The 22,477-nt window shown below is 68.7% G+C and carries 22 protein-coding genes; 7 read left to right on the plus strand and 15 right to left on the minus strand.

The genetic code is table 11. From position 1 onward, the window contains the following. Window positions 1-715 (plus strand): AzlC family ABC transporter permease (locus K9U41_RS10565; protein ID WP_282640801.1); only part of this gene is annotated, 715 nt, incomplete at its 5' end. Next, window positions 705-1,010: an AzlD family protein gene (locus K9U41_RS10570; RefSeq protein WP_282640802.1), complete on the plus strand. Its 306-nt coding sequence runs from the start codon at window positions 705-707 to the stop codon at window positions 1,008-1,010. The genes K9U41_RS10565 and K9U41_RS10570, both read left to right, overlap by 11 nt. A 110-nt stretch (window positions 1,011-1,120) precedes the next feature. On the opposite strand, the gene K9U41_RS10575 is transcribed toward K9U41_RS10570, so the two are convergent. Continuing rightward, window positions 1,121-1,804: a thioesterase domain-containing protein gene (locus K9U41_RS10575; RefSeq protein ID WP_282640803.1), complete on the minus strand. Its 684-nt coding sequence runs from the start codon at window positions 1,802-1,804 to the stop codon at window positions 1,121-1,123. Window positions 1,805-2,059: 255 nt separating this feature from the next. Between K9U41_RS10575 and K9U41_RS10580 the strand changes: the two genes are divergently transcribed. Continuing rightward, window positions 2,060-2,368, plus strand: a complete 309-nt coding sequence (locus tag K9U41_RS10580) for a hypothetical protein (RefSeq protein WP_282640804.1) — start codon at window positions 2,060-2,062, stop codon at window positions 2,366-2,368. 313 nt (window positions 2,369-2,681) lie between these two features. Here the strand turns inward: K9U41_RS10580 and K9U41_RS10585 are convergent, their stop codons facing one another. The 4 genes from K9U41_RS10585 to K9U41_RS10600 form a co-directional block, all read right to left on the minus strand. After that, window positions 2,682-3,362 (minus strand): LutC/YkgG family protein, encoded by a 681-nt coding sequence (locus K9U41_RS10585; RefSeq protein WP_282640805.1) that lies wholly within the window; start codon window positions 3,360-3,362, stop codon window positions 2,682-2,684. After that, entirely contained in the window at window positions 3,359-4,831 is a 1,473-nt protein-coding gene (locus tag K9U41_RS10590) for a lactate utilization protein B (protein WP_282640806.1), read from the minus strand. Before K9U41_RS10590 ends, K9U41_RS10585 begins: the two co-directional genes overlap by 4 nt. Further along, the gene (locus K9U41_RS10595) at window positions 4,828-5,628 is read right to left on the minus strand and encodes a (Fe-S)-binding protein (protein WP_282640807.1); all 801 of its coding nucleotides are present in this window, start codon (window positions 5,626-5,628) and stop codon (window positions 4,828-4,830) included. The genes K9U41_RS10590 and K9U41_RS10595 overlap by 4 nt, the downstream gene beginning before the upstream one ends. 100 nt (window positions 5,629-5,728) lie before the next feature. Continuing rightward, on the minus strand, window positions 5,729-6,265 hold the full coding sequence (locus K9U41_RS10600; RefSeq protein ID WP_282640808.1) for a L,D-transpeptidase family protein: 537 nt from the start codon (window positions 6,263-6,265) through the stop codon (window positions 5,729-5,731). A 129-nt stretch (window positions 6,266-6,394) separates the two neighbouring features. On the opposite strand from K9U41_RS10600, the gene K9U41_RS10605 reads away from it, so the two are divergent. Then, window positions 6,395-7,081, plus strand: coding sequence for a response regulator transcription factor (locus tag K9U41_RS10605; RefSeq protein ID WP_138400692.1), 687 nt, complete (start codon window positions 6,395-6,397; stop codon window positions 7,079-7,081). 57 nt (window positions 7,082-7,138) lie between these two features. After that, window positions 7,139-7,624, plus strand: a complete 486-nt coding sequence (locus K9U41_RS10610) for a cyclic nucleotide-binding domain-containing protein (RefSeq protein WP_282640809.1) — start codon at window positions 7,139-7,141, stop codon at window positions 7,622-7,624. A gap of 111 nt (window positions 7,625-7,735) precedes the next feature. On the opposite strand, the gene chrA is transcribed toward K9U41_RS10610, so the two are convergent. Continuing rightward, complete coding sequence (chrA, locus tag K9U41_RS10615; protein ID WP_282640810.1) at window positions 7,736-9,010, minus strand: chromate efflux transporter; 1,275 nt, start codon at window positions 9,008-9,010, stop codon at window positions 7,736-7,738. Window positions 9,011-9,206: 196 nt separating this feature from the next. Then, window positions 9,207-10,565: a dicarboxylate/amino acid:cation symporter gene (locus K9U41_RS10620; RefSeq protein WP_282640811.1), complete on the minus strand. Its 1,359-nt coding sequence runs from the start codon at window positions 10,563-10,565 to the stop codon at window positions 9,207-9,209. 277 nt (window positions 10,566-10,842) lie between these two features. Here K9U41_RS10620 and K9U41_RS10625 point away from each other — a divergent pair, with 277 nt between their 5' ends. Continuing rightward, entirely contained in the window at window positions 10,843-12,693 is a 1,851-nt protein-coding gene (locus tag K9U41_RS10625; RefSeq protein WP_282640812.1) for a sensor histidine kinase, read from the plus strand. Continuing rightward, the gene (locus tag K9U41_RS10630; protein ID WP_282640813.1) at window positions 12,690-14,060 is read left to right on the plus strand and encodes a sigma-54-dependent transcriptional regulator; all 1,371 of its coding nucleotides are present in this window, start codon (window positions 12,690-12,692) and stop codon (window positions 14,058-14,060) included. Before K9U41_RS10625 ends, K9U41_RS10630 begins: the two co-directional genes overlap by 4 nt. Before the next feature lie 91 nt (window positions 14,061-14,151). On the opposite strand, the gene K9U41_RS10635 is transcribed toward K9U41_RS10630, so the two are convergent. The 8 genes from K9U41_RS10635 to K9U41_RS10670 all read right to left on the minus strand — a co-directional run bounded on the left by K9U41_RS10635 (window position 14,152) and on the right by K9U41_RS10670 (window position 22,450). Continuing rightward, on the minus strand, window positions 14,152-15,012 hold the full coding sequence (locus tag K9U41_RS10635) for a quinoprotein dehydrogenase-associated SoxYZ-like carrier (RefSeq protein ID WP_282640814.1): 861 nt from the start codon (window positions 15,010-15,012) through the stop codon (window positions 14,152-14,154). A gap of 182 nt (window positions 15,013-15,194) precedes the next feature. Then, window positions 15,195-15,767: a PQQ-dependent catabolism-associated CXXCW motif protein gene (locus tag K9U41_RS10640; RefSeq protein ID WP_432715772.1), complete on the minus strand. Its 573-nt coding sequence runs from the start codon at window positions 15,765-15,767 to the stop codon at window positions 15,195-15,197. Between the two features lie 26 nt (window positions 15,768-15,793). Next, window positions 15,794-16,717, minus strand: a complete 924-nt coding sequence (locus K9U41_RS10645) for a substrate-binding domain-containing protein (protein ID WP_282640815.1) — start codon at window positions 16,715-16,717, stop codon at window positions 15,794-15,796. Beyond that, a complete protein-coding gene (locus tag K9U41_RS10650; protein WP_282640826.1) occupies window positions 16,689-17,159 on the minus strand; it encodes a c-type cytochrome, methanol metabolism-related in 471 nt (156 codons plus the stop codon). Before K9U41_RS10650 ends, K9U41_RS10645 begins: the two co-directional genes overlap by 29 nt. Before the next feature lie 461 nt (window positions 17,160-17,620). After that, entirely contained in the window at window positions 17,621-19,426 is a 1,806-nt protein-coding gene (xoxF5, locus tag K9U41_RS10655; protein ID WP_282640816.1) for a lanthanide-dependent methanol dehydrogenase XoxF5, read from the minus strand. 345 nt (window positions 19,427-19,771) lie between these two features. Further along, complete coding sequence (locus K9U41_RS10660; protein WP_282640817.1) at window positions 19,772-20,719, minus strand: quinoprotein relay system zinc metallohydrolase 2; 948 nt, start codon at window positions 20,717-20,719, stop codon at window positions 19,772-19,774. 192 nt (window positions 20,720-20,911) lie between these two features. Next, a complete protein-coding gene (locus K9U41_RS10665) occupies window positions 20,912-21,673 on the minus strand; it encodes an ABC transporter ATP-binding protein (protein ID WP_282640818.1) in 762 nt (253 codons plus the stop codon). 15 nt (window positions 21,674-21,688) lie between these two features. Further along, the gene (locus K9U41_RS10670; protein WP_282640819.1) at window positions 21,689-22,450 is read right to left on the minus strand and encodes an ABC transporter permease; all 762 of its coding nucleotides are present in this window, start codon (window positions 22,448-22,450) and stop codon (window positions 21,689-21,691) included. Between the last annotated feature and the right edge of the window lie 27 nt (window positions 22,451-22,477).

Genomic DNA, 22,477 nt, shown 5'->3' on the forward strand with positions numbered 1-22,477 from the left:
GCCCATGACCAAGCCGCCCCCCGTTCCCCTCACCTTGCACGGCATGCTGCACGGCGCGCGCGAGACCATTCCGCTGATGCCGGGGCTCGCCGCCTTCGGCATGGCGTTCGGCGCCGCCTCGGTGCAGAAGGGCTTCTCCATGCTGGAGGCCGTCCTTTCCAGCGGCCTCGTCTTTGCCGGCCTCGCCCAGATGGTGGCCCTCGAAGGCTGGCGGGAGCAGTGGACGCCGGCCACCCTTATCGCCCTCGGCCTGCTGACCATGACCGTCAACATGCGCCATGTGCTCATGGGGGCGTCCATGCGGCCCTGGCTGTGGTCCATGCCGGCCTGGAAGACCTACCCCTCCCTGCTGCTGATGGCGGACAACAACTGGGCCGCCGCCATGCGCTACCATCAGGAGGGTGGCAACGACGCCGGCTATTTCGTCGGCTCGGGGCTGCTCACCTGGGCCCTGTGGGTGGTTTCCACCGCGGCCGGGCACGCCATCGGCGGCGGCATTCCCGATCCCAAGGCGGTGGGCATCGACCTGGTGGTGCCGGCCTTCTTCGTCGCCATGCTGCTGCCCAACTGGAAGGGCCGGCGCGAGGCGGTGGGCTGGGGCGTGGCGGCTGCGGTCTCGATCGCGGTCTCGTTCGTGCTGGCGGGGTGGTGGTTCATCGTCATCGGCGCCCTGGCCGGTGCGCTCGCAGGCGGGTTCACCGACGATGACCGTTGATCCGCAAACCCTCGCCGCCATCTGCGTGATGGCGCTCGCCACCGCCTTCAACCGGTCGGCGGGCTTCTTCCTGATGCGGCTCATCCCGGTGACGCCGCGGGTGCGGCGGGTGCTGGACTGCCTGCCGGGGGCGGTGCTGGTGGCGCTGCTGGCGCCCGGCGCGGTCCACGGCGATGCCGCCATGCTGGCGGGCCTCGGCGCCGCCTTTCTCGCCGCGAAGCTCACACGCAGCGACCTCCTCGCCGTGGTCGCCGCCATGGCGACGGCGGCGGGCCTGCGCGCCCTTGGCGTGTGATCTCCAGTCTCTCAAGAAAAACGCCGGCGCGGCGAGGAGCCGGCCGGCGTCGATTGATCCAGATGCCTGCCTTGAAGCCGCGCCCTCGAAACAGGCGTCGGCCTGCGGGCTCAGCCCGGCGCGCCGGGCTTGGCGGCCGCCTGGGTGCCGGGCGCGGACGGCTCGGCGGCGGGGGCCGCCGGTGCCGCGGGCTTGGGCTTGGGCTTCGGCTTGTTGGTGATGGACCGCACCTGGCTGATGACCTCCTCATGCAGCCGCGGCGCCTTTTCGATGTTGAAATGATCGATGGAGCCGATGGCGTCGAGGTTGCGGTTCACGATGTTGCCGCGGAAGCCGGGGCCGGCGGTGAGGCGCTTACCGTAGCCGTTGGTGGACTGGTAATAGTTCACGAAATAGCCCAGCGACCGACCCACCTGGGTGACGCCCACCGGATCGAAGGTCACCACCAGCTTCGGCGGCACGCCGAGGGCGGTGAGGCGCTCGGCCATCTCGATGGCGGCATCCGCGCCCAGCGAGTGGCCGATGATGACGATGGGCGAATTACCGGTGGCCCGGCTCTCGGCGGCGGCCGCATCGGCGAGCTGCTGCCACTGGCCGTATTCGTGCACCGTGGCGATGATCCCGCGCCCATTCATCTTGGCGGCCAGATCGTCCATGCCCAGCGAAAAGACATTGGCCAGGCCGCGCAGCAAATAGACGTGGCCGCGGTTCTGCTGGGCCAGCGCGGGCTGGGCGGCACAGATTACAATGAGCGCTGCAAGCAGCGCCTTGGCGAAGCGCAAGCCAGACTTCATGGTGAGCACCGTCCTTGATGGTGACCGAGTTCTGCCGCCAAAATACGGGCTGGGCAACTGCGGATCGGTTACCCGGCGCACAACCTTGGGAGAAGGCTGCATTTTTCACCACCCCGTGGCGCGCCTGCATCAGGCCGCAGCGGCGCCCGACCAAAGGTAAACTTGTAGTGTAGGTATTTTAACACTACCGAATGCGTACATAGGTTGTATAAAGTTAAGCTTCGACTAAGAATGCCTCTTGGTGAGGGCACAAACGTGAACGCACATCTCACGGGCTCAATCGTCCAGCGCGACGGACGCGGCTTTCCTCCAGACCTTCAGGTTCTCGCGAACCTCAGGTCGGACACGGAGTTCAAGCGCGCCCAACAGGCGCGACGGCCCGAACCGGAGGCACCCGATTCGCGCCCGCCCGGCAGCGTGCTGATCGTGGCCGCCTTGTCGGCCATCTCCGGCGCGGTGATGGGCCTCGTCTTCGGCGGGCACCTCACCATCGCAACGGCCGTTCTGGTCAGCGTTCCCATTGGCGTGGCCGTGGGCATGTGGGTGCGCGGGCTGGCGGGCTAGCGCGTTTTCCGTTCGCACTGGCTCACGGCAATCGCTCTAGAGTTTTGTTTTGACGCGTTTTCTTTACGCGAACCGGTATCCACTTCGCTCGAAAACGCTCTAGCGCAGTTCCAGCAAAAGTGTGCGGCGGCTTTGCGTCTGGAACCACGTAAAACAAACAGATAATGCCCACCCGGTGCATCTGGGTTCACCGGATAGGCCCAGTGGGTCACCAGATCGAGGAATTGTGGTTCGACCTGTTCGCGGCAGATGGGTTCCACCTGTCGCGGTCGAACCCCCACGCCCGGCCCCGCACTTTTCCCAATCGTCCGCGTCAGGCCCCGCCCACCAACAGCACATGCAGGCTGCGCGGACCATGGGCGCCCAGGAGCAGCGTCTGTTCGATGTCGGCGGAGCGCGACGGCCCGGTGATCCAGTTCACCGTGCGCGGCATCACCCCTGGCCCGAACCGCTCGCGGATCCGCGTCCATACGCTCTCGTAGTCACCGGCCACATCGGCTGCGTCCAGCACCACCAAATGGTGATCGGGCAAAAGGTTCAGGGTGCTCGGATTGTCCGGTCCGGAGAGCATCACCAGCGTGCCGGATTCCGCGACGCCCGCGAACGCATGGGAGAGGCCGGCGAGCTGCCGCCCGTCGGACGGACCGATCCACACATCGAGGTTGGGCTCGCGGTGCCACGGCAGGGCCGCCAGCCGGGCGTCGCCCCCGCGCAGGATGGTGGGCGGCAGGTTGCGCCCCCGCAGGTAGGAAGCGACCGCGCCGGGCACATCGTCCGCGCTCGGCAGATGATCGATGCTCGCCGCGGCGGCCACCACCATGTCCTTAAACAAGGCGAGCCGCGCCGCCGCCGGCAGCTGGGCGCGGGCGGGCACGAGGCCGCGGGGATGGCCGGCGAGCCGCCCGTCCGCCTCCTGCCGGCGCGGCGCCTCCTGCGAGGTGACACCCAGCGCGCGGCGGACCGAGGCGAAGACCGTGTCGCGGGAAGAGGTCATGGGCGGGCGTCCTTCTTGGCGTCCCTGTTGGCGTGCCGGGTATTGCGCGCGGCCCGCTGGGCGCGCCACTGGGCCTGGAAGGTGCCGCCCTCGGGCGCGGGGAAATCGCGGTGGCCGGTCCACCCGCCGGCGAGCGGCAGGGCGGCAAAGCGCCCCTTCTTGCGGCCGAGGACGGAAAGCAGCGTCATGGCGAGGCCCGTGGCCGGCCGGTAGAGCCAGCCGCGCCGCGCGAAGAAGCCCCACACGGCGAGGCCGTAGCGCTGGGGCGCCGGGGTGAGGTGCCGCTCGAATTCCTTCTCCCGCCAGTGCCGCATGAGCTTGGGCAGGGGGATGCGCACCGGGCACACCTCCTCGCAGCGGCCGCAGAAGGTGGAGGCATTGGGCAGGTTGGCGCCCTTCTCGATGCCGATGAGCGCCGGCGTCAGCACCGATCCCATGGGGCCGGGATAGACCCAGCCATACGCATGCCCGCCCACCGCGTGGTAGACTGGGCAATGGTTCATGCAGGCGCCGCAGCGGATGCAGCGCAGCATCTCCTTCAGCGGGCCGCCGAGCATGCCGGAGCGGCCGTTGTCGAGGATCACCACGTGATATTCGCCCGGCCCGTCCGGATCACCGGGGCGGCGGGGGCCGGTGGAGAAGGTGGTGTAGACGCTCATCTCCTGCCCGGTGGCCGAGCGGGCGAGCACGCGCAAAAGCTGGCTCACGTCCTCCAGCGTCGGCACCAGCTTTTCCAGCGAGGCCAGCACGATGTGCGCCTTGGGCAGGGTCTGGGTGAGGTCGCCGTTGCCCTCGTTGGTGACGATGATGGAGGTGCCGGTCTCCGCCACCAGGAAGTTGGCGCCGGTGATGCCCACGTCCGCCACCAGGAACTTCTGGCGCAGCTCGCCCCGCGCCTCGGCCAGAAGCGCCGTGGGCTCGGACAGGTTGCGCTCGGGGGCGAGGTGCGTATGGACGCGGCGGAAGTCCTCCTCCACCTGCTCCTTGTTGAGGTGGATAGCGGGCGCGATGATGTGGGACGGCGCCTCGCCGCGGATCTGGATGAGATATTCGCCGAGATCCGTCTCCACCGGCTCGATGCCGGCGGCTGAGAGGTGATCGTTAAGGCCGATCTCTTCCGAGATCATGCTCTTGCCCTTGGTCACGGTCCGCGCGCCGAGGTCGCGGCAGATCTTCGTGACGATGTCCCGCGCGTCGGCCGCGTCCACGGCGAAATGCACGTGGCCGCCGGCCGCCTTCACCTTCTCCTCGAACCGCTCCAGATAGAGGTCGAGGTGGGCCAGGGTGTGGTCCTTGATGTCCCGCGCGCTGTCGCGCAGGGCGTCGAACTCGGGCAGCTTGTCCGCCGCCGCCGTCCGTTTGCCGATAAAGCCAGGCCCGACCTTGGACAGTGCCGCCTGCAGCGGCCCATCGGCGAGGGCGCGTTTCGCATTGTCCTTGAAGCGGGGCGAGGTGATCTCGACGCTCATGGGGCTTTCTCCGAAGCGGGCTCGCCGAGGGCGGGGGCGTCGCCCATGCCGGCGAGCACCTCGGCCACGTGGCGCGCCACCACCGGGCGACCCTGGCGCTGGAGCTTGCCGGCCATGTTCATGAGGCAGCCGAGATCGCCGGCCAGCAGCGTATCCGCCCCCGAGGCGACGATGTTGGCCGCCTTCTTCTCCACGATGGCGTTGGAGACATCCGGATACTTCACGCAGAAGGTGCCGCCGAAGCCGCAGCAGGTGTCGGCATCGACCATCTCGGACAGGGTCAGTCCCTCCACCGAGGCGAGCAGGGCGCGCGGCTGGTCCTTCACCCCCAGCTCCCGCAGGCCGGAGCAGCTGTCGTGATAGGTGACGGTGCCGTCATAGGCGGCATCAACGCGCGTCACCCCGCGCACGTCCACCAGGAACGACACCAGCTCGTGGACCTTGGCGCAGAAGCGGTCCACCCGCCCCGTCCAGTCCGGCTCGCCGGTGAACAGCTCGGGATAATGGGCCTTGATCATGCCGGCGCAGGAGCCGGACGGGGCCACCACATAATCGAAATTCTCGAACGCCGCGATCACCTGCTCGGCCAGCGCGCGGGCGGTGGCCCGGTCGCCGGAATTGAAGGCGGGCTGGCCGCAGCAGGTCTGCGCCGGCACGTCCACGTCGCAGCCGGCCTCCTCCAGCAGCTTGGCCGCCGCGAACCCCACCGAGGGGCGGATCATGTCCACGAGGCAGGTGCAGAACAGGCCGACCCGCGGCGGCGACAGGTCCGCATTCCGTGGCGAGGAGAAGGGCATGGCATCCCGGGCGTTGTGGGGTTTGCACGCGGCGCGGTTGGGCGGACGCGCTTTTTAGAACGATTCATATAGCACCCGGCCCAGCGCCCGGGAAAGACGCTCACACCTCGATCAGCAGCCGGGACGCGCGGGACAGCCGGGACAGCAGCCGCAGCATGTCCGCCCGCCGGAGCGCCACGCAGCCCTCGGTGGGCCGAAAGCCGGGACGTGCCAGATGGACGAACACCGCCGAGCCCCGCCCCGCCACCCGAGGGCAGGTGTTATGATCGAGCACCAGCACCAGGTCGTAGAGCCCATCGTCCCGCCACATGCGTTCGTGGGAGACCTTGCGGGTGCCGCCAATGGGGAGCGCCACGGGACGATTGTAGCGCCGGTCGGCGGCGTCATCGCACCAGCCGTCGCTCGGCTTCAGCGGCCGGCAGGGCAGGTGCGTCACCGGCCGCGGGCCGTGGTCCGGCCGGAAGAGGAGACGTTCGATCCGCCAGCGTCCGGCCGGGGTTCGCCCGTCACCCTCGCGCTTGTCGAAGGCGACGCCGGAGCGCCCGAGCGCCACCGGAATGGAAAGGCCGCCGCAGCGCAAAATGCCGAGATGAGGGGCGCCCGGACGCCGCCGCACCGTGATTTGGGAGATGCCCACAGGATATCGCGCAACCATGACGTAATGTGATACCCCCCGACGCCGGTCCATGGATGGAAATTTGCGCCAAGCCATGGGCATGCTCTACTTGCGCGATTCGCGCGCCTGCAAGGGCGCAGGAGGAATTGAATGCCCAATGCGTGGAAAATCCTGGTGGTCGAAGACGACCCGGAGCTGCGCGACGCCCTGATCGAGCAGCTCGCGCTCCAGGACGAGTTCGAGCCGGTGCCCGCCGAGACCGCCGCCGGCGCCATGGAACTGGCGAAGAACGGCGCCATCGATCTCGTCATCATGGATGTGGGCCTGCCCGACATGGACGGGCGCGAGGCGGTGCGCCTGATGCGGCGCGCCGGCTTCAAGGCGCCCATTCTCATGCTCACTGGGCACGACACCGACAGCGACACCATCCTGGGCCTCGAGGCCGGGGCCAACGACTATATCATCAAGCCGTTCCGCTTCGCCGTGCTGCTGGCGCGCCTGCGGGCGCAGATGCGCTCCCACGAGGCGAGCGAGGACGCGGTGTTCGCCATCGGCCCCTATTCCTTCCGGCCCGGCGCCAAGCTGCTGCTCACCGACCGCGGCTCCAAGATCCGCCTGACCGAGAAGGAGACGGCGATCCTGCGCTATCTCTACCGCGCCGGAAAGACGCCGGTGCCGCGCGAGACGCTGCTGCAGGAAGTGTGGGGCTATAATTCCGGGGTAACCACGCATACGCTGGAAACCCACATCTATCGCCTGCGCCAGAAGATCGAGCCCGATCCCTCCAACCCCACACTGCTCGCAACCCAGGCCGGCGGCTACAAGCTGGTGCCCTGAGCCGTCGGGATGCACGTTGCACATCCTGCGGCCCCAAAACGTGAGGAAACACCTTCGGTGAGCATCGAGAAGGACATCGCGCTGCTCCGCGAAGTCACCACCTTCGACATGCTGAACAGCGAGGCGCTGCGCCTGCTGGCGGCCGACGCGCGGACCGAGACCCTGGCGAGGGGCGAGACCCTGTTCCGCATGGGTGAGATCGCCGACTGCGCCTATGTGGTCGCCTCCGGCCACATCCGCCTCCTGGACGACCGCAAGGCGGACGCGCCGCGCCTCCTCAAGGAGGTCGGGCCCGGCACGCTCATCGGCGAGACCGCCCTCATCGTGCCCACGCCCCGCCCGGTGACGGCGGTGGCCGCCGCCGACGTTCAGGTGCTGAATATCCCCCGCGCCGCCTTCGTCGCCATGCTGGAGCGCTTCCCGGACGCCACCGCCAAGATGCGGCGCGCCATCGCCAAGCGGCTGGAAGACACCATCCGCGCCCTCGACACGGTGCGCCTGAAGCTCGAGGACCAGCGCGCGCGCCAGCGCCGCCGCCGCTGAGCGGACCTCATACCTTCGGCCCCGGTCTTCGACCGGTGCCGAGTGGGTCACGCTCAAGCGCCGCGCGGGCTTGGCCAAAGGCCCATGAGCAAAGCTCACCGGCCTTTGGTATCAGCCGAGGAAGATCCCGGCACCCGCCAGCAGCGCGACCACCGCAAGCGGGGGGAAACGCCACACCGTCAGCAGCAGGAAGCCGGCCACCGCCGCCACGAAATCCGGCGCGCCGAACACCGCGCCGGTGAAGACCGGGCTGTAGAGTGCAGCGCCAATCAGGCCCACCACCGCCGCATTGGCGCCGCGCATGGCGGCCTGGGCGCGGGCGCGGCGCCGCAGCTGGTCCCAGAACGGCAGCATGCCGGTCACCAGCAGCAGCCCCGGCAGGAAGATGGCGATGAGCGCGATGGCTGCCCCGACGATGCCATTGGGCGCAGGCCCCATGGCCGCGCCGAGATAGGCGGCGAAGGTGAAGAGCGGGCCGGGCACCGCCTGCGCCAGGCCATAGCCGGCGAGGAAGGTGGAGGCGGAAACCCAGCCGGGCGCCACCACCTCGGCCTGGAGCAAAGGCAGCACCACGTGCCCGCCGCCGAACACCAGCGCGCCGGAGCGGTAGAAGGCATCGAACAGGGCGAGGGCCTGGACGCCGGTCGCCGCCGCGATCACCGGCGGCACCACCAGCAACGCCGCGAACAGGGCGAGCAACAGGGCGCCCGTGCGCCGGGAGAGCGGCACCGCCAAGGTCGGCAATTGGACGCTCGCGCCCGGCACATCCGCGCGTGCGGGTGCCGCCTCGGCGCACAGGATGAGCCCGGCGAGGGCGCCCAGCGCGATGGCCACCACCTGCCCCAGGGCACTGCCCGCGAACACCACGAGGGCGAGCGCGGCGAGGGCGATGCCGGCGCGGGCGCGATCCGGCGTCAGGGTGCGCGTCATCCCCCACACCGCCTGCGCCACCACGGCCACGGCCACGAGCTTGAGGCCATGCAGCACGCCGTCGGTGCCGGCAAGGCTCGCGGCGCCCAGCGCGCAGGCGGTGAGAGCAATGGCCGAGGGCAGGGTGAAGCCGGCCCAGGCGGCGAGCCCGCCCAGCAGCCCGCCGCCGCGCAGCAGACCGAGGGCGAAGCCGAGCTGGCTGGAGGCGGGGCCCGGCAGGAACTGGCACAGGGCGACCAGATCGCCATAGGCCGCATCGTCCATCCAGCGCCGGCGCAGCACCAGCTCGTCGCGGAAATAGCCGAGATGGGCGACGGGACCACCGAAGGAGGTGAGGCCGAGCTTGAGGAAGGCGCCGAACACTTCGCCGGGCGAGCCGGGCGGCGCGCTGGTCCCGTGCGCGCCTGTCTCCTGCGCGCGTTTCTCCTGCGCACGTGGCGCGATCTGCTCCGTCATGGCGTGCGGCCCCGTTGCGTCGGAGCCTTCGATGTCATCGGCGCCGGCCGGCCGTCAAGGCGCACCGCGCATCCGCGAAAAAGAAACCGCCTTCCCTTGGGGGGAGGCGGTAGCGGACCTTGCGGTCCGGGTCCAGCGAGCCCCCGCCCGCCTCTCCAGGGAGAGGCGGAACTCGCCGGAGGGCGTCAGGACAAGCTCACTCGGCCGCCACGGCCGTGGCGCCGCTGGTCGCCATCCCGTCTTCCAGCTCGTCTTCCAGCGAGAAGTGCTCGCCGTTGAGGGCGCGGCTGAGCTGGTCCTTGTTCAGTTCGCCTTCCCAGCGGGCGACCACGATGGTGGCCACCGCATTGCCGATGAAGTTGGTGATGGCCCGGCACTCGGACATGAAGCGGTCGATGCCGAGGATGAGGGCGAGGCCCGCCACCGGCACCGAGGGCACCACGGAGAGGGTCGCCGCCAGGGTGATGAAGCCGGCGCCGGTGATGCCCGCCGCGCCCTTGGACGAGAGCATGGCCACCAGCAGCAGCAGGATCTGCTCCTCGAAGGACAGGTGGATGCCGGTGGCCTGCGCGATGAACAGGGCCGCCAGCGTCATGTAGATGTTGGTGCCGTCGAGGTTGAACGAATAGCCCGTGGGGATCACCAGGCCCACCACCGACTTGGCGCAGCCGGCGCGCTCCATCTTCAGCATCAGGCCCGGCAGGGCGGCTTCCGAGGAGGAGGTGCCGAGCACGAGGAGCAGTTCCTCGCGGATATACTTCAGCAGCTTCCACAGGGAGAAGCCGTTGTAGCGCGCCACCAGGCCGAGGACCACGAAGATGAACAGGGCCGCGGTGATGTAGAAGGTGACGATCAGCATGGCGAGGTTCGCCACCGAGCCGATGCCGTATTTGCCGATGGTGAAGGCCATGGCGCCGAAGGCGCCGATGGGGGCCGCCTTCATCAGGATCGCCACCAGGCGGAACATGGCCGCCGAGGCCGAGTTCAGGATCTTCATCACCGGCTCGCCGGCATCGCCGACGCCGCCCAGGGCGATGCCGAACAGCACGGCGAAGAACAGCACCTGCAGGATGTCGCCCGAGGCCAGCGCCGAGATCGGCGTCGTCGGGATGATGTTCATCAGGAAGCCGATGATGGTCGAATCATGGGCCTTCGACGTATAGGTCGCCACCGCCTTCGGATCGAGGCTCGCGGGATCGATGTTGAGGCCCGCGCCGGGCTGCACCACGTTCGCCACCACGAGGCCGATGAGCAGGGCGAGGGTGGAGAAGGTGAGGAAGTAGATCATCGCCTTGCCGGCCACGCGCCCGACCTTGGCGAGGTCCCGCATGCCGGCGATGCCGGTGACCACGGTGAGGAAGATAACCGGGGCGATCACCATCTTGACGAGCTTGATGAAGGCGTCGCCGAGCGGCTTCAGGCTGGCGCCCACATCCGGGTAGAAATGGCCGAGCAGAATGCCGGCGATAATGGCGATGATGACCTGAAAATACAGGTGGTGGTAGAACTTGCGCGGATGCGCCGGCACCGCCATGGCGGGAATTGCATGGGCCATTGGAGAGTTCCTCCACCGGGGCCGGGGTGCCTCTTGCGATGGGCACTGCGGACGCCGGATGCTTCGTTGACGGGATGGCGCAGGACGCCGGGTACGCTCCCTCTTGCGCAAGCTGCATGCCAGTCCCGCGTCAGACGCGCATCTTTGTTAGACCATTGCGAACCCATGTGAATTTTTCAGCGCCGCGGAATTTGGCTCGACTTGGCGTGCGGATGGATGCACTCTCACTCCCAATGGAGTGCGGAAAATCGCACACATTCGAGAGCGGGAATCGGGAGTGGACGCGTCCCTCAGCGAAGGTCGGCCGGTGACGCGCCGGCGGCCCGTCCTCATGGCGGCGGGGGTGGTGGTGGCCGTCGCCGTCATCCTGCTGGGGCTCGACCGGGCAGCGGACTATGCCGCCCGCCGCTGGGCCCTCGCCCAGGTGGAGGCGAGCGCGGCCACCGCCGCCGCCCTGCGCGTGGCGGTGCTGCGCAGCGAGATCGAGAAGCAGCGCTCCCTGCCCTTCGCCCTGGCCCAGGACCCGGATGTGCGCCGGGCGCTGGAAACCGGCAATGCGGCGCGCATCGATGCCCTGAACAAGAGGTTCGAGCAGCTGGCGGCCGGCACCCGCACCGGCGTCATCTATCTCATCGATGCCGACGGCCACACCATCGTGGCGAGCAACTACCGCACCCCCGAGAGCTTCCTGAACAGCGACTACGGCTTCCGCCCCTATTTCCGCCTCGCCCTCGCGCAGGGCCGGGCCGAGCATTTCGCATTCGGCACCGTCAGCCGCCGCCCCGGCCTCTATCTCGCCCAGCGGGTGGAGGCCGACGGCGTGCCCATCGGCGTGCTGGTCCTGAAAGCCGAGTTCGACGCGCTGGAGGACGAGTGGCGGCGCTTCCCCGAGCCCACCTTCGTCACCGATGCCCGCCACATCGTGCTCATCTCCAGCGTGCCCGGCTTCCGCTTCCGCACCACCCAGCCCCTCGACCCGGTGGAGCGCGAGGCGATCCGCGAAAGCCTCCAGTTCGGCGACGCCCCCCTCGACCTGCTCGACCTCGACCCCACTGCCGCCGATCCGGCGGTGAAGCGGGTGCGGCTGCCGGGCCAGGCCAAGCGGGAGGATTTCCTCGAATCCTCCCTCCTTGTGCCCACCACCGACTGGAGCCTGTCCGTGCTCGCGCCCACGGCGGCCACCACCAACCTCGCCGCCACCGCGGCGCGCACCTCCGCCGCCCTTCTCGGCGTGGTCGCCATCGGCTCGGCCGGGCTGTGGCGCACCCGCCGCCGCCGCCGCGCCCGCGCCGAGGCGCGGGAGGCCGAGGCCCGGCGCGAGCTGGAGGCCCGGGTCGCCGACCGCACCGCCGAACTGAGCGCCGCCAACGCCCAGCTGCGCACCGAGATGGAGGAGCGCCGGCGCGCCCGCCTCGCCATCGATGCCCTGCAGGACGAGTTGGTGCAGGCCTCCAAGCTCGCCGTTCTGGGCCAGATCGCCGCCGGCGTCGCCCATGAGGTGAACCAGCCGGTGGCGGCCATCCGCACCTTCGCCGAGAATTCCCGCACGTTCCTGGCGCAGGGCCAGACCGGCCCCGCGGTGGAGAATCTTGAGACCATCGCCATGCTCACCGAGCGCATCGGCGCCATCACCGGGGAATTGCGCGCCTTCGCCCGCAAGTCCGCCGCGCGCCTCGAACCGGTGGGGCTGGGCACCGTGGTGGACGGCGCGCTGCTGCTGCTGCGCTACCGGCTGCTGCAGAACGACATCACCCTGAGCGTCGCCCTGGATGTGCCAGAGGTGCAGGTGACGGGCGACCGCGTCCGCCTGGAGCAGGTGTTCGTCAACCTCATCCAGAATGCCGCCGAGGCCCTCGACACGCGCCGGGACGGCGCGATCCGCATCGCCTCCGCCACCGGTGCGGACAAGGTGGTGGTCACCGTGGCCGACAACGGCCCCGGCCTGCCGCCGGAAGTGCTGGGGGCGCTGTTCCTGCCCTTCACCACCACCAAGCCGCAGGGGCTGGGACTGGGCCTTGTCATCTCCAAGGACATCATTTCCGAATCGGGCGGCACGCTGGCCGTGGCCAATGCGGGCGGCGCCGTCTTCACCATCACGTTACCGAGGGCTTCCGAGGCAACCTCATGAGCGATGTCGCCTTCATCGACGACGACGACCTGCTGCGCGCCGCCAACGTGCAGGCGCTGATGCTGGCGGGCCTCACCGTCACCGGCTACGCCTCCGCGCTCGCCGCGCTGGAGGAGATCGGTGCCGATTTCCCCGGCGTGGTGGTCAGCGACGTGCGCATGCCGGGCATCGACGGGCTGGAGCTGTTCCGGCGGCTCCGGCGCGTGGATTCCGACCTCTCCGTTATCCTCATCACCGGCCACGGCGACATCGCCATGGCGGTGGATGCCATGCGCGAGGGCGCCTACGACTTCCTCGCCAAGCCCTATGCCAACGATCGGCTCCTCACCAGCGTGCGCCACGCCCTCGACCGGCGGCGCCTGGTGCTGGAAAACCGGGAGCTGAAGCGCGCGGTGGAGACCGCCAGCGAGGACATGCCCCTGCTCGGCGCCACCCCGGTGATGGCGCGCATGCGCCAGATGCTGCGCCAGATCGCGGACGCCGACGTGGACGTGCTGGTGGAGGGCGAGACCGGCTCCGGCAAGGAGGTGGTGGCGAACGCGCTCCACCGCTGGAGCCGCCGCGCCTCAAGGCCGTTCGTCGCGGTCAATTGCGGGGCGCTGCCGGAAACCGTCATCGAAAGCGAATTGTTCGGCTACGAGGCCGGCGCTTTCACCGGCGCGCTCAAGAAACGGGTGGGGCGCATCGAGCACGCCAATGGCGGCACCCTCTTCCTCGACGAGATCGAGGCCATGTCGCCGGCGCTGCAGGTGAAGCTGCTGCGGGTGCTGGAAGCGCGCGAGATCGCGCCGCTGGGCACCAACGAGACGCGGCGGGTGGACATCCGCGTGGTGGCCGCCTCAAAGGTGGACCTGCCGGCGCTGGTACGGCAGGGCGCCTTCCGCGAGGACCTCTATTATCGCCTGCACGTGGCCGGCGTGCGCATTCCCGCACTTCGCGAGCGACGGGCGGACGTGCCGCTGCTGTTCGGCCATTTCCTCGCCCGCGCGGCGGACCGCTTCAAACGGCCGCCGCCGGAGCTGGATGCCGCGGTGCGCAGGCACCTGGCCACCCACGACTGGCCCGGCAATGTGCGCGAACTGGTGCATTATGCCGAGCGCGTGGCGCTGGGCCTGGTGGACGATCTGCGGCAGGACTTCCCCGGGGAGGACTTCGGTGCGCCGGCCGAGCCCACCTCCGGCACCCTGCCGGAGCGGGTGGACCGCTTCGAGGCGGGCGAGATCCGCGCCGCGCTGGAAGCCAACCAGGGCGATATCCAGGCTACCGTCGCGGCCCTCGGCATTCCGCGCAAGACCTTCTACGACAAGCTGCGCCGCCACGGCATCGACCAGGCGGCCTACCGCCCGACCCGCCAGACTGCGCGGTGAGGTGGGTGGCACGAAAACGGCGTTTAAGGCTCCCTCTCCCGCTTGCGGGGGAGGGTTCCCACCGTATCCAGTCGCGTCACCTCAACCGGCCTCAGCTGCCACCGCCCGGAAAGCTGCGGGTGAAGACCTTGCCTTCCGTGTCCTCGGCGCGGACGCTCACCTGGTCCGACGACGGCGTGTAGCTGAAGCGGAAGGTAGGGTCCTCGCTGATGGAGATGCCGCCTTCCATGGCGAAGATCAGCTTCTCGCCCTGCGTCACCTCCACCTCGCGCACGAACCAGGCCGGGGTGTAGCCGCGGGTCTCCTGATCGATCTGGAGGCCGGAGAAATTGGGGTGGCGGATCTGCACCTGGGCTTCCGGCCGACCGGTGGCGGCGAAGGAGCGGAAGCGCATCTCGCCCACATGGGCGATGGAGTCCGCCGTGTCCTTGGTGGCGGGGGCGGAGCAGCCGCCCGCCGCCTTCACATAGGCCTTGGTCATCAGCAGCCCGCCGTCGCTGGTCTCCGCCACCGCGCGCACGAAGGAATAGGAATTGACCCGCACCCGCAGCGACAGGGAAAACGCCCGCGTTCCCGCCCCGAGGGTGAAGCGACCGGCCATGGGCGCGGGGTTCTCGTCCACCACCAGCGTCACCGCCTTCAGGGTGCGCGGATCCCCCGCGGGCAAGGCAAGCTCGATGGTGAGGGGGACGAGGGCCGCATCCTCGGCCCGGCCGGGCGCGTCGAGCCGCACGATGGCGCCGGCCTCGGCGATGGCCTTGCCCGGAAACAGGTCCGGCCGGATGGCGGCCCAGGTGGCCTCTCGGTTGGCCTCGCGGTTCGGTTCGGTGCCGGCACCTTGGGCGGCGGGCTCCTGCGCCAGCGCCGGGCCCGTCAGGGGCAGGGAGGCGCACAGCGCCAGCGCCAGGAGGCCCACCCGGCCGGCGGTGCGGGATGAAGAGCGGCGCATCATGGCGTTTCCTCCCGGAGCCCGCGCCGATCCGATTGCACCGCAATCGGATCGGACAACGCGGTCTCTCTTTCCTTGAGTTTGGAGCGTGATCCGCTCGGATTATTGATCTCACCCACGCTCTCGACGCGAGCCGGTATCGACTTGGCTCAAAAAAGCTTCCGTGCCGGGACAGGCCTGCCGGGTCAGGGCCGCGGCGTGGCGGGGACGAGTGGAAGGCCCGCCTGAGACCAGCCGTCGGTTCCCTCCGGAAACCAGGCGACGTTGCGATAGCCGCCTTCCAGCGCCCGCTTCGCCGCATTCCACGACATCCAGCACTGACGCTGGCAGAAGATGACGAGGGGTGCGTTCACATCGCCGCGACTGGCCTCTTTCAGCCCGGCGCGGAAATAGGCCTCGGTGTCGGCATTGAGGGCGCCGAACCCCACATTCGGCAGCCACACGGCGCCGGGAATGCTGGCATGGGGCGGATCGCGCCACACCGTGCCCTCGGACAAGCCGGCGGGCCGGGGCGGGCGCGGCAGCACATCGATGAAGGCCGCCCCGCCGGCGCGCCAGACTTCGGCGGCGGCAGCGGTATCCAGCACTTGGGCGCCGGCAAGGGTCGCCGGGGTGGGCGCGCGATAGGCGTCAAGGCGGTAGCCGACCGGCTCCGGTGGTGCATCTTCGGCCGCGGCAGGGGCAACGGAAGCAGACAGGCACGCCGCGAGGCAGAGGGCGGCGACGGCGGCATGGACAAGCCCGCCGGCCCGGCGCAGACCTCCCGCGGGCGCCCGCCCCGGCGTCACTGGCCGATCCTCGTGTCGCCAGCAGGCGCTGCGGGGGTGATGATGGCACCATCCTCGTCGACGAGCGGCACGTGGGCGGCGAGCAGCACCTTCTCGATGTCCGCGGCGCGCTTGCGCAGCACGGTGTTGAGCGTCTGCTTCCAGGCGTGGTCGGTGGGCCGCACGCCCATGGTGATGCGATAGGTCATGGCCGGCCGCTCGGCTTCCTTCAGCAGCGGCACCACCTTGAGCGGGGTTGCGGCCTTGGCCGCGAAGGCGCCGGCCGTGGGACCCCACAGCAGCGCGCCGTCGATCTCGCCCCTGGCGAGGTCGTCCAGCATATCCTGCGCGGGCGAGGCGAAGCGGCGGTCCACCAGGAGCGAATAGGTGCGCGCCTTGGGCAGCAGGCCGTATTCCAGCAGGTGATCCGCCGGCGGCGTTGCCGCCATGACGCCGAGGCGGGCCTCCTTGAGGCGCGGATCGGAAAGCTGCTCCACGGTGTCGAAGGGGCCGCCGGCCTTCACCACCAGCACATAGACCGACCGGTAATAGGGATTGGTATGCAGCACCGGATCGGCGCCGGCGGCATAGCCGATGACCACGTCGCACAGGCGCCGGCCGAGGGTGTTGCGCACGAAGCCCGGACCCTGCGGCATGAAGTAATTGCGCACCGGAACCTTCAGCTCGTCGGCGACGATGGCGGCGATCTGGTTCTCGAAACCTTCCTCCGCCATGCTGGAATAGGGCATGTTCGCCGGATCGGCGCACACCCTGAGCGCGTCCGCCGACACCTGGTCGGGGATCTGCTGGCCGCGCGCCCCCGAGGCGCTCAGCAGCAGGATCGCGGCCAGTGCACCGGTGGCGAAGGAGGCGAGGAGCGCGGCGAAACGCTCCTTGGTCGCCGGGGCCGTTCTACTCGCCGAGGCAGGCTTTTTCCGCATCGGTGGTTCCCTGCGTCTTTTCATCCCGCTTGGCGGGACGCACGCGGCCCAGTGCATCGTTCGAACGGGCGCGCAGATAGACGTAGACGTCGTCCAGGTAGCACATCACGTTCTTGTTCAGGCCGAAGGAGGGCATGACCTTGTCATTGCCGCTGCTGATGTTCTGCCGGCCGCCGACCACCACTTCGCTGAACTGGTCGAAATTCATGACCTTGACCGAATCGATCAGGGCCGGCGCGTAGGTGGAGCCCATGCCGTCAGGACCGTGGCACACATGGCATTCGGCGTGGTAGCGCCGGTAGCCGGAATAGGTGAACCAATCCACCGTGCCATCCGGCTTGATGTTGTAGGTGGGCACTCCGGCGGCGTCGAAATACTTGCCCTCCTCCTCTTTCACCGGCTTCGGGTCACCGGGAGGGGTGGATTCTGCGAACGCGGGCAGGCCGGCACCGGCGAGTTGAAAGCTGAACGCCGCGAGGAAGAAAACGCCGGCGCGCTTCAGATTGACTGTTGAAACCACACGATCTCTCCAAAAGGGCAGACGAAGGGCTTGGGCCGGCGCCGCAGCGGCGTTCCGTCCCTCACGCTCCAATGTAAAGACACCAAAGCACGCGCGAGGAGGTGCATCGGCGCGCTCGATCACGCGCCGATCAGCTTGCACCGCAAGCTGATCGGACAACGCGTTCTCGTTTCCAGGAGTTAGAGGGCGATTCACTGATCAGATTAATTCAATCTGATCAGGTCGCGCTCTAGCGCGTCCGACTGGAGTCCAACCTTGAATGCGGTGCCGATTTCGGGGCCGGCACACCGCCTCTGTCGAGGGGGCGTGCCGGCCCGTCTGGAGACGCGCCGGAGAACCTGTCATCCGGGACGCGTCGCTCGCGGTTCAGGCCATTGGTCCCATCACGGGATGGCGAACACCGTGAGCTGGCCGCCGAGGGCGGTGTAGTTGCTCAGGGCCGCATAGCCGCCCACAGCGCCGAGGCCGGCGTTGGGGTCGTTGAGGCCGGCCGCGAGGCCGATGCCGGCCCAGCCGCCGACGCCCGAGAGCACCGCCACATACTGCTTGCCCTGGTGGGTGTAGGTCATCACGTTGCCGATGATGCCGGACGGGGTCTTGAACTTGTAGAGTTCCTTGCCCGTCTTGGCGTCAACCGCCTTCAGGTAGCCCTCGAGGGTGCCGTAGAAGACCACGCCGCCAGCGGTGGCGAGCGCGCCGGACCACACGGAGAACTGCTCCTTGTTGGACCACACGATCTTGCCCTGGCGGGCATCCCACGCGATGAAGTTGCCCATGCCACCGTGGCTGTTCGGCGCCGGGAACATGGAGAGCGTGGCGCCCACATAGGGCTGGCCGGGGGTGTAGCTCACGCGGAACGGCTCGTAGTCCATGCACACATGGTTGGTGGGCACGTAGAACAGGCCGGTGTCGGGCGAGAAGGCCGCAGGCTGCTGGTCCTTGGTGCCAAGCGCCGCCGGGCAGATGCCGGTGGTGTTGACATCCTCACCCTGCTTCTCGGTGGAATAGCGGCCGACAACCTGCGGACGACCAAAGGTCGGGCTGTTGCGGTCCATGTCCACCTTGGTGGCCCAGTTCACGGCGGGGTCGTACTTCTCGGCCACCAGCAGCTCGCCGGTCTTGCGGTCCAGCGTGTAGCCGAAGCCGTTGCGGTCGAAATGGACGAGGAGCGGACGATTCTGGCCGCCGATCTGCTGATCGACCAGGATCATCTCGTTGACGCCGTCATAGTCCCACTCGTCGTGGGGCGTCATCTGGTAGACCCACTTGGCCATGCCCGTATCGGCATCGCGGGCGAACACGGTCATGGACCACTTGTTGTCGCCGGGACGCTGCTTCGGGTTCCAGGTCGAGGGGTTGCCCGAGCCGTAATAGACGAGGTTGGTCTGGGGATCGTACGAATACCAGCCCCAGGTGCAGCCGCCGCCGGTCTTCCACTGGTCGCCCTGCCAGGTCTTCAGCGAAGAATCCTTGCCGACGGGCTTACCCAGCTCGGTGGTCTTCTCCGGATCGACGAGGATGTCACTGTCCGGGCCGATGGAATAGGCGCGCCACATCTCCTTGCCCGACTTCAGGTCGTAGGCCGTCATGTGACAGCGCACGCCGAACTCGCCGCCGGAGATGCCGACGATGAGCTTGTCCTTCACCGGGATGACGGTGGCGGTATTGGTCTCGCCCTTCTTGGGATCGCCGTTCACCGCCGACCACAGCACCTTGCCGTTCTGGGCGTCGAGGGCCACCACCTTGGTGTCGGCCTGATGCAGGAACACCTTGCCGTCGGCATAGGCGAGGCCGCGATTGACCGTATCGCAGCACATCACCGGGATCACATTGGGATCCTGCTTGGGCTCGTACTTCCAGATGATCTTGCCCTCGTTCTTCAGATCGAGCGCATAGACGATGTTCGGGAAGGGCGTGTGCACATACATCACGTCGCCAACGACGAGCGGCGAGCCTTCATGGCCGCGCAGCACGCCGGTGGAGAAGGTCCAGGCGACCTGGAGCTTGCCGACGTTGTCCGAGGTGATCTGCTTCAGCTTGGAAAAACGCGTGTTGGCGTAATCCCCGGTCTGGAGCGCCCACTGGTTGGGATCTTGGGTGAGTTTCAGAACACTATCGTTGGCGCGGGCTGGCGCGCCGGCAAATGCCGTGACCACCGCCGCGGCGGTCAGAACCAAAAGACGTCTCATCCGGGCTTCCTCCGATGGATGCGCGCCCGCCTCCACCCACGTGGATCGGGTAACGCACTGAGCGCGTTGTTTTCGCCTTGGGGGACTCCATCTACTTCGGCAGCGTGTCACGACCGGCGTGATGCCATGAAGCCATGCGGTGACTGGCGTCCCGCAGGCCTGCGAACCAACCCCGCGTTCCCCGCACGGAGTTGTTGAAGCCGAAGCTGTGAGGAACGTAAGCAATGTTCTCTCCGGAAGCAATACGCCAAATGTCTGCCGCACCCGGAGTTTTGTTCTGCACCTGCGAAGTAACCATACGTCGTTTTTGCACTGCAATAAGGCCTGCATTGCCACGGGAAAAAATTATTCCCACTCCAGCTCATGGAAAGTGGTGGTGGCGTTGCGGGGGTTGAAATCGTCGAACAGCTGCCAGTTGCCGGCCTCCGAGCGGCCCGCTTCCCGCGCCGCCTCCGAGAGGGTCCGCCCCTCCCGCACCATGGCGCGCACATCGGCCACCAGCCGCTTGAGATAGCGTTCCGTGGGCTCGGCCGCCGCAGGCCAGGCCACCGCCGCCGGGCCATGGCCGGGCACGGCGCGCGCAGCGGGGCGGCGCTTCAGCTCCTCGATGAGCGCGATCCATCCCGCCGCCTTGCCGTCCAGCGCCGGCACATGGCCGAGGAACAGAAGGTCGCCGAGGAACCAGGTTCCGGTGGCCTGGTCGAGCACGGTGAGGTCGGTGGCGGTGTGGGCGGTCGGCCAGGCTTCCAGGCGCAGCACACGATCGCCGAGGTCGATGTCGCGCACGTCCGCCACGGTCTCGTCCGGCAGCACCACCCGCGTGCCGGCCGCCGCCGGCCCCACCAGGCGCTCGGTGGCGGACACATAGGCTTGCGCGCGGGCGGCGAGCGCCTCCGGCAGGGTCCTGTGGCCGATGAAGGTCACGCCGGGACCGGCAAATGCGGCATTGCCGAGCACGTGGTCGGGATGCATGTGGGTGTTGATGACGTAGCGCACCGGCAGCGCCGTCTTCTGCCGGATCGCGGCCTTCAGCTGCGCGCCGGCCTGAAAGCTGCCGCCGGTGTCGATCACCGCCACGGCATCGCGCCCGACCACGAAGCCCGCATTGCCGACGAAGCCGAGATTGCGTGGCAACGCAAGGGCATTGGGCGCCTGATGGACGAACACGCCGGGCGCAACCTCGATCACCGCGAACGGTTCCGTCTCCGGTTGCGCTGCAACATGAACCGGCACCGCCAGGAGGAGGAGTGCGGCAAGCCGCCGCAAGGTGCTCAAGGTCAGCCGCAAGGTCATGAGCCATCTCCCGAAGCGCGATGTTCCGTTTTTCATTTTGCGAGGGCGCTGTGGTGCTTATGCCATCGGGCCCCGGTCCACGACCGGCGCCGAGTGGGTTCGCTCGGGCGCCGCGCGGGCTTCACCGAAGGCCCAGGAGTCAGAAGGCCCATGAGTCAGAAGGCCCATGAGTCAACGCGGGGGCCTTCGGTATTATACCTCGCTCAAGACCGGGAAGCGGGCGGCGAGCGCCGCGCGCTCCGTTTCCACCCAGTCCGGCGAACGGGCCGCGCGGGGCACGCGAAGGCGCACCTCCTCAAGGATGAAGGTGGGGCGGGGCGCGAGCAGCACCAGACGGTCGGCGAGCTGAAGCGCCTCGCGCACATTGTGCGTCACCATCAATACCCCCATTCGCCCGCCCGCGCCCTCTCCCTTGCGCTTGCCTTCGGCGGCCAGGGTCACGCAGCGCCGCAGTTCCACCGCCGCCTGCGCATCGAGGGAGACGAAGGGCTCGTCGAGCACCAGGAGATCCGGCTCCACCGCCAGCGCCCGCGCCAGCGACACCCGCCGCGCCAGCCCCAGCGACAGTTCGCCGGGATAGCGGGCGCGGTGCGCGGCAAGCCCGAAGGTCGCGAGCAGGCCGGACAGGTCCGCGCGGCGCCGGGCCGGCGGCAGGACGATGCGGATATTCTCCTCCACCGTCCGCCACGGCAAAAGCCGCGGCTCCTGGAAGGCAATGCCGATGGCAAGCCGCGCCGGATCGGGGGTGAGGGACCCCTCAAAGTCGTGGTCGAGGCCGCAGAGGATCCGCAGCGTGGTGGTCTTGCCGCAGCCCGAGGGGCCGATGAGGCACACGAATTCCCCGCGCGCGAGGGTGAGGGAGAGCTCGCGCACCGCCTCCATGGCGACCCCGTCGGGCCGCCGGTAGGTCTTGCCGGTGATGCGGGCCTCCAGGAGGCTGTCGGCGGCGTTCACCTGTTCGGCCTCATTTCAGCGGGTTTCCAGGCGCCAGCGCCGGGCATGGGCTTCGAAGGGTTGCAGCACGCCATATTCGATGGCCAGCATGACGGCCATGAAGGCCAGCGCATAGCCCAGCACGGCGGCGACATCGAACAGCTGGAAATAGACGGAGATGGCATAGCCCACCCCGTTGGGCCGTCCCAGCAGTTCCACCACCAGCACGATCTTCCACACCAGGGCGAGGCCCGAGCGCGCCGCCCCCGCAAGGTGCGGCTCCAATTGCGGCAGCACCACGTGGCGCATGCGGTCGAGGAAGGACAGGCGGAACGCGCCGGCCATCTCGTCCAGCTCCGGCGACAACGCCCGCGCACCCTCCCGCAGCAGCACCGCGACGGTGGGGATCTTGTTGAGCGCCACCGCCAGCACCGCTGCGGTCTCGGTGAGGCCAAGCCAGATGTAGCAGAGCACGGTGATGACAAGGGCCGGCGTGTTCAGCAGCACCACCAGCCAGCTGTCGAACGCCCGGTCGAGCCGCCGCATGCGGCCGAAGGCGACGCCGATGACGGCGCCCACCGCCATGGCCAGCGCGAAGGAGACCGCCACCCGCGCCAGCGTGACCGCAAGGTTGGAGAACAGGTCGCCGGCCGCCGCCTCCTTCGACAGGAAGGCGAGCACCGCCTCGGGCGTCGGCAAGGCGCGACTGTGGGCAAGCACCGCCACCCCCTGCCACAGCACCAGCAGCCCGATGAGCGAACCGATGCGCACCAGGGCGCCGGACCAGGTGAATCTCATCGGGTGAATCTCATGGGGTGAACCTCA

Origin of the sequence: Xanthobacter autotrophicus (assembly GCF_029991245.1) — a bacterium.
GTDB classification, from domain to species: Bacteria; Pseudomonadota; Alphaproteobacteria; order Rhizobiales; family Xanthobacteraceae; genus Xanthobacter; species Xanthobacter autotrophicus_C.

Excerpts from the sequence above, each read along its gene's own strand:
- K9U41_RS10570 (WP_282640802.1), top strand. The coding sequence starts at position 705 with ATGACCGTTGATCCGCAAACCCTCGCCGCCATCTGCGTGATGGCGCTC.
- K9U41_RS10575 (WP_282640803.1), bottom strand. The coding sequence starts at position 1,804 with ATGAAGTCTGGCTTGCGCTTCGCCAAGGCGCTGCTTGCAGCGCTCATT.
- K9U41_RS10585 (WP_282640805.1), bottom strand. The coding sequence starts at position 3,362 with ATGACCTCTTCCCGCGACACGGTCTTCGCCTCGGTCCGCCGCGCGCTG.
- K9U41_RS10590 (WP_282640806.1), bottom strand. The coding sequence starts at position 4,831 with ATGAGCGTCGAGATCACCTCGCCCCGCTTCAAGGACAATGCGAAACGC.
- K9U41_RS10595 (WP_282640807.1), bottom strand. The coding sequence starts at position 5,628 with ATGCCCTTCTCCTCGCCACGGAATGCGGACCTGTCGCCGCCGCGGGTC.
- K9U41_RS10605 (WP_138400692.1), top strand. The coding sequence starts at position 6,395 with ATGCCCAATGCGTGGAAAATCCTGGTGGTCGAAGACGACCCGGAGCTG.
- chrA (WP_282640810.1), bottom strand. The coding sequence starts at position 9,010 with ATGACGGAGCAGATCGCGCCACGTGCGCAGGAGAAACGCGCGCAGGAG.
- K9U41_RS10620 (WP_282640811.1), bottom strand. The coding sequence starts at position 10,565 with ATGGCCCATGCAATTCCCGCCATGGCGGTGCCGGCGCATCCGCGCAAG.
- K9U41_RS10630 (WP_282640813.1), top strand. The coding sequence starts at position 12,690 with ATGAGCGATGTCGCCTTCATCGACGACGACGACCTGCTGCGCGCCGCC.
- K9U41_RS10635 (WP_282640814.1), bottom strand. The coding sequence starts at position 15,012 with ATGATGCGCCGCTCTTCATCCCGCACCGCCGGCCGGGTGGGCCTCCTG.
- K9U41_RS10645 (WP_282640815.1), bottom strand. The coding sequence starts at position 16,717 with ATGCGGAAAAAGCCTGCCTCGGCGAGTAGAACGGCCCCGGCGACCAAG.
- xoxF5 (WP_282640816.1), bottom strand. The coding sequence starts at position 19,426 with ATGAGACGTCTTTTGGTTCTGACCGCCGCGGCGGTGGTCACGGCATTT.
- K9U41_RS10660 (WP_282640817.1), bottom strand. The coding sequence starts at position 20,719 with ATGACCTTGCGGCTGACCTTGAGCACCTTGCGGCGGCTTGCCGCACTC.
- K9U41_RS10670 (WP_282640819.1), bottom strand. The coding sequence starts at position 22,450 with ATGAGATTCACCTGGTCCGGCGCCCTGGTGCGCATCGGTTCGCTCATC.